Raw genomic sequence first — 5,020 nt, 5'->3', positions numbered from 1 at the left:
TGGCCCGGGTCCAGGCCCTGGTCGGGGCGCTGGCTCTGGTCGGGGCGCTGGCTCTGGTCCGGGTTCTGCGCTTGGTCGGCGGCGAGGGCCTGCTCGGCGCTGCGGTCCTGGCCCTCGTCCTGGCCCACGCCCTGATCCTGATCCTGCGACGGGTCCTGCGACAGATCCGACGACGGGTCCGACGACTGGTCCTGCCACTGGTCCTGGTCCTGGCCCTGGCCCTGATCCTGCGACTGGCCGACCGGGAGGGAGCGGTCCTGCGCCGGCGCCTGGTCGGGGGCGGGGGTCCCGGCCGCGCCGGTCGAGGTCCTGGATCCGGATCCGGTGACGGTGACGGACGCCCGGGCCGCAGCGGCCACCCCGTCACAGGCCACCGTGACCGGGTACGAGCCGGCGGTCGCGTCGGACGTGATGAACGCGCTGCCCTCCAGCCCGCGGCCGTCAGCGGCCGGAGCGAGGGTCACCGTGTCCACAAAAACCTGCGCGCTCGCCCTGGCCTTCTGGCCGGTCGTGCAGGAGCCCGTCAGGCGCAGGCCCACCTCGCCGCCCGGTGCGACCGTCCGCGGAGTGACCTCCACCGCACCGGCGGCGGCACCCGCGGCGGCGCCGCCCGGTCCGCCGCCGTCGTCCGCGACAGCCCGCGGGGCGGCGGACATCCCGCCGACCGCGAAGAGGGCCGCGACGCCGGCGGCGGCGAGGGCAGGGGCTTTCAGACCAAACATGGAGACCTCCGCTCGACCGGGCGCGAGGACTCGCACCCGGTGCTTACGAAGATTCCCGCGGCGACGGCCGCGCGCACCCCGGGTGCCGGATCACTCGCCCGTCCGAGTGACGGTACGACTACCCGCCGTGAGGCCGTCCAGCGGCCGGCGTCAGATCTCCGAGACGAGGTCCGCGATGGAGTTGACGACGTGCGAGGGGCGGAACGGGTAGCGGCCGATGTCCGGGACCGTCGTCAGCCCGGTGAGCACCAGGTAGGTGACCATGCCGGACTCCAGCCCGGCGAGCACGTCGGTGTCCATCCGGTCGCCGATCATCGCGCTGGTCTCGGAGTGGGCGCCGATCGCGTTCAGTCCGGCCCGCATCATCAGCGGATTCGGCTTGCCGATGAAGTAGGGCTCCTTGCCGGTGGCCTTGGTGATCAGCGCGGCCACCGAACCGGCGGCGGGCAGCACGCCGTCCGGCGAGGGCCCGGTCTGGTCCGGGTTCGTGCACAGGAAGCGGGCGCCGTCGTTGATCAGCCGGATCGCCTTGGTGAGCGCCTCGAAGCTGTAGGTGCGGGTCTCGCCGAGCACCACGTAGTCCGGCTCGGAGTCGGTCAGCACATAGCCGACGTCGTGCAGCGCGGTGGTCAGTCCGGCCTCGCCGATGACGTAGGCGGTGCCCCCGGGCCGCTGGTCGTCCAGGAACTTGGCGGTGGCCAGCGCGGAGGTCCAGATGTTGGCCACCGGGACGTCCAGGCCGACCCGGGTCAGCCGGGCGTGCAGATCACGCGGGGTGTAGATCGAGTTGTTGGTGAGCACCAGGAAGGGCTTGCCCGAGTCCTTGAGCCCCTTGAGGAAGGCGTCGGCGCCGGGAACGGGGGTGCCTTCGTGGATCAGCACCCCGTCCATGTCGGTGAGCCACGACTCGATGGGCTTGCGTGTCGACACGGATGCGCTCTCCTGTTCCCGGGGGCCGTACCCCTCGGTCGGAGGTGCCGGCCTGATCGCTGCGTTCGATTCCCCCAGCGTAGCCGGGGCGGGAGGCGCCCGCCCCGGCCGTCCGCCGGTCGACCGGACCGGTGCGATCAGCTGCCCGTGGCGGACTTCCAGGCGTCGACGTACGCGTCCAGGTTGTCGTTGATGTCCTTCCAGTCCGGCGTGAAGACGTCCACCCCGGCCATGATCTGCTGCAGCTTCGCCGCGTTGGGGTCGCTCGCGGCCACGTCGGTGCGGGCCGCGAAGCCGCCGCCGACGGAGGAGACCTCCTGCTGGACCTGCTTGGTCAAGAAGAAGTCGAGCAGCTTCTTGCCGGCGTCCTCGTGCGGGCCGTTCTTGACCAGGCCGGCCGCGTAGGGCAGCGCGAAGGTGGTCGGCTTGCTGGTGGCGTCGGCGGCCGGGAAGAAGATGCCCTGGTTGGGCATGGAGCCCATGTCGGCGAAGTTCATCTGCACGTCGCCGTTCGCGACCAGCAGCTCGCCCTTGTCCACCTTCGGCGCGAGCTGGCCGGTGGAGGCGGACGGTCCCACGTTGTTGGCCTGCAGCTTCTTCAGGTACGCCATGGCCTGGTCCTTGCCGCCCAGGTCGTGCATCGCCTTGACGACCACGGCGGTGCCGTCACCGGCCACGCCCGGGGTGCTGTACTGCAGCTTGTTCTTGAACGCGGGGGACAGCAGGTCGTTCCAGGTGGTGGGGGGCGTCGGCAGTTCCTTCTTGTTGTAGATGAAGCAGAGGTAGTTGTTGACGATCGAGGTCCACTTGCCGCCCGCGTCCTTGTCGGCGGCGCCCACCTGGTCGAAGCCGGCCGGCTTGTACGTGTCCAGCAGCCCCTTCCCGTCGGCCTGCTGGATGAAGGGCGGCAGCGTGACGATCACATCGGCCTTGGTGTTGGACTTCTCCCGCACCAGCCGCTGCACCATCTCCCCCGAGCCGCCCTCCACGTAGTTGACCTTGATGCCGGTCTTCGCCGTGAAGTCTTTGAACACCTTGTCGTAGAAGCCGTCCCCGGCGTCGGAGTGCAGTCCGTCGGCGCTGTAGATGGTGACCTCGGTGGACGGCTTGCCGCTGTCGGCGGCGGAGGAGCCGCCGCAGGCGGTGAGGACGAGCCCCATCACGAGGACGCCGGCGCCGGCGGTGAGCGGGCCGGCCTTGCGGATGTGGTTGCGGTTGCGCATGGCAGTTCGAACTCCTTGGTCTCCCCGGGGCGTTGGGCCGGGGGTCGGTGTGCGGGGGGTGCAGCGGGGGGCGGGGATCCGAAGGAAGGCCGCACGGCTGGGGCAGGTCACCGGTACGACGCCCGGGTGCGGATGCGAGACATCGCCAGCAAGACGGCCAGGGTCGTCACCATCAGGGCGACCGCCAGGGCGGCGCCGCCGAAGAGATCGCCGCGGCTGGTGGACCCGTAGATCTGCACGGGCAGCGGCACCCAGTTCGGCGGATAGAGCATCATGGTGGCGCTCAACTCACCCATGGACAGGGCGAAGCACAGCCCCGCCGCCGCGGTCAGCGAAGGCAGCAGCAGCGGGACGCGGATCCGCAGCAGGACGTAGAGCGGCCGCCCGCCCAGACTGGCCGCGCTCTGCTCGTAGGCGGGGTCGAGCCGCTCGAGCGCCGCCCCCACCGACTGGTAGGCGAACGCGGTGACCAGCACCGTGTGCGCCAGGATCACGATCCGCACGGTCCCGTTGAGCAGGAACGGCGGCTTGGAGAAGGCCACCAGCAGCGAGAGCCCGACGACCACCGAAGGCACCGCCACCGGCAGCATGAACAGTCCGTCGAGGATCCGGCGCAGCGCCCCGCGCAGCCGCTCGGCCGCCAGCGCCGCCCAGCCCCCGGCCACCAGTGCCAGCACACTGGCCGCGAGCGCGGTCAGCAGGCTGGTGCTGAGCGCGTGCAGCGAGTCCCCGCGCCCGATGTCCTGGTAGTGGGCGAGGGTCGGGTGCGAGGGCAGGGCCCCGCTCCAGTTGGTCGCGAAGGACGCCATCAGCACGACCAGGAACGGCAGCGCGAACAGCGGCAGGAAGAGCACGAAGAACACGGCCCAGGCGGTCCAGCGTCCTGACCTGCTATGCACCAGCACGCCGGGCACCTCCCGCGGTGCGGGCCAGCACGGCCCGGTAGAGCGCGTACAGCGTCACTGACAGGGCCACCGCGACGACCGCGACCACGCATGCCCCCGGGTAGTCGCCGTCGAGGATCGCCTTGCTGTAGACGAGCATCGGCAGCGTTGTGACGCCCTTGGCGCCGGTGAACAGCACGATGCCGAACTCGTTCAGGCACAGCACCAGCACCAGGCTGCCGCCGGCCGCCAGCGACGGCAGCGCCTCGGGCAGGATCACCTGCCGCACGATCCGCGGCGCCCGCGCGCCCAGCGACGACGCCACCTCCAACTGGGCGGTGTCGACCTGGGAGAAGGCGGCGAGCAGCGGCCGCATCACGAAGGGCGTGAAGTAGGTGATCTCGGCCAGCAGCACGCCCCACGGGGTGCGCAGGAAGTCCACCGGCCCGCTCGCCGCGCCGGTCAGGTCCGTCCAGGCGCCGTTGGCCATGCCCACCGTGCCGTAGAGGAACAGCAGCGCGAGGGTGATCAGGAAGGACGGGAAGGCCAGGAAGATGTCGATGAAGCGGCTGAGCAGCCTGCCGCCGGGGAAGGGCACGAAGGCGATCACCAGCGCGAGCACGAAGCCGAGCAGCATGCAGCCGGCCGTCGAGGAGACCGCGATCCAGACGGTGTTCCACAGTGCCTTGCGGAAGGACGCTTCCTGGAAGACCTCGCGGTAGGGCGCCAGCGAGTGGCCGCCGGAGTCCGGTGCGAGGGACTGCAGGGCGACCAGCACCAGCGGGTAGAGGAACACCAGGCCGAGCGCGGCGACCGGGGGCAGTGCCCATGCCCAGGCCGGCACCGACCGCTTGCGCCGCGCGGGCGGGCGTACGCCGCCGGGCGCGGTACCGGGCGCGGCGCCGCTGGCGGGGCCGGAAGGGACCGCGACGGCGGCCGGTTGTGCCGCGCTAGCCAACGAGATCGCCTCCCGCCAGCCCGCCGGGCAGCAGCACCGCGTCGTCGGCGTCGAAGGTGAGCGCGACCGGGTCGCCGGCCTGTGGCGGCTGCCGCAGGTCGCCGACGTCGGCGCGCAGTTCGTGCCCGTAGGCGTCGACGATCAGCCGGTGGGTCGTGCCCGCGCCACTGCACGGCGGTGACGGTGCCGCGCAGCATGTTGTCCCGGCTGGCGGCCGGCGCCCCGGCCGGCCGGGGCGCCGGCTCGCCGGAGCGGGCCCAGGCGGCAGCGGTGAGCCGCCCGGCGCCGACCGCGGACCCGGCC

Annotated in this window: 5 protein-coding genes and 1 pseudogene; all 6 read right to left on the bottom strand. The window is 71.9% G+C overall.

Features of this window, described 5'->3' with window-relative positions; genetic code table 11:
• Nucleotides 1-722, bottom strand: a 722-nt coding sequence (locus GA0115240_RS23390) for a hypothetical protein (RefSeq protein ID WP_093739326.1), incomplete at its 3' end; no start/stop codon positions are given.
• A 150-nt stretch (nucleotides 723-872) separates the two neighbouring features.
• On the bottom strand, nucleotides 873-1,652 hold the full coding sequence (locus tag GA0115240_RS23385) for an HAD-IIA family hydrolase (RefSeq protein ID WP_093739324.1): 780 nt from the start codon (nucleotides 1,650-1,652) through the stop codon (nucleotides 873-875).
• Between the two features lie 137 nt (nucleotides 1,653-1,789).
• A complete protein-coding gene (locus GA0115240_RS23380) occupies nucleotides 1,790-2,875 on the bottom strand; it encodes a 2-aminoethylphosphonate ABC transporter substrate-binding protein (RefSeq protein WP_093739322.1) in 1,086 nt (361 codons plus the stop codon).
• Nucleotides 2,876-2,982: 107 nt separating this feature from the next.
• A complete protein-coding gene (locus GA0115240_RS23375; protein WP_093739328.1) occupies nucleotides 2,983-3,780 on the bottom strand; it encodes an ABC transporter permease in 798 nt (265 codons plus the stop codon).
• The gene (locus tag GA0115240_RS23370) at nucleotides 3,767-4,723 is read right to left on the bottom strand and encodes a 2-aminoethylphosphonate ABC transporter permease subunit (protein ID WP_370673364.1); all 957 of its coding nucleotides are present in this window, start codon (nucleotides 4,721-4,723) and stop codon (nucleotides 3,767-3,769) included. Before GA0115240_RS23370 ends, GA0115240_RS23375 begins: the two co-directional genes overlap by 14 nt.
• A pseudogene (locus GA0115240_RS37140) lies at nucleotides 4,710-5,020 on the bottom strand (2-aminoethylphosphonate ABC transport system ATP-binding subunit PhnT); the annotation flags it as partial. The pseudogene GA0115240_RS37140 and the gene GA0115240_RS23370, both read right to left, overlap by 14 nt.

This window comes from Streptomyces sp. DvalAA-14 (assembly GCF_900091855.1).
Taxonomy (GTDB): Bacteria; Actinomycetota; Actinomycetes; order Streptomycetales; family Streptomycetaceae; genus Actinacidiphila.
The sequence above is the reverse complement of the archived record's forward strand: the minus strand, read 5'-3'. Positions and strand labels throughout refer to the sequence as shown.

What these genes read in the sequence shown, in the direction of transcription:
- GA0115240_RS23380 (WP_093739322.1), bottom strand. Translation starts at nt 2,875, where the DNA reads ATGCGCAACCGCAACCACATCCGCAAGGCCGGCCCGCTCACCGCCGGC.